1 pseudogene is annotated in these 694 nt (G+C 65.3%); it reads left to right on the forward strand.

From position 1 onward, the window contains the following. Positions 1-3 precede the first annotated feature (3 nt). Positions 4-694 (forward strand): annotated as a pseudogene (locus EIM47_RS15620) (transposase); the annotation flags it as partial.

Genomic DNA, 694 nt, shown 5'->3' on the forward strand with positions numbered 1-694 from the left:
TCGATCCTCAAGCAGGCCGACGCCGGCGTGCCGGTCAAGGACATCTGCCGGCAGGCCGGCATCAGCGTTCCGACCTACTACAAGTGGAAGTCGAAGTACGGCGGCCTGGAGGCCTCCGAGCTGCGGCGTGTCAAGGACCTGGAAGCGGAGAACGCCAGGCTCAAGCGGATGTACGCCGAGCTGGCGCTCGACAACGCCGCGATGAAGGATCTGATCGCAAAAAAACTGTAGGGCCGGAGCAGAAGCGCGAGGCCGTGCGGTACCTGGTCGAGGTGCACACGCGGCCCCTGAGCCGGTCCTGTGATTGCGTTGGGTTGTCGCGGGCAGCGTGGTACCAGCCGCCGGTGCACTGGACGGTACGGGATGCCGAGATCATCGCGGCCCTGGCCGAGGTGGTCGAGAATCGCCCGAGCCGCGGCTTTTGGAAGTGTTGCAAGGTCCTGCGCCGTGCGCGTCCGGACTGGAACCACAAGCGAATCTACCGAGTGTACAAGGCGATGAAGCTCAATCTGCGCCGCAAGGCCAAGCAGCGGCTGCCCAAGCGCGAACGCGTACCGCTCTACGTTCCCCTGCTGCCCGATGCCGTCTGGTCAGCGGATTTCATGGCCGACGCGCTGGCGTGTGGCCGCCGCTTCCGGACCTTCAACGTGGTCGAGGACTTCAACCGCGAGGCGCTGCACATCGAGGTCGACAC

It is taken from the genome of Pseudoxanthomonas sp. SGT-18, from assembly GCF_003931645.1.
Classification (GTDB): Bacteria; Pseudomonadota; Gammaproteobacteria; order Xanthomonadales; family Xanthomonadaceae; genus Pseudoxanthomonas.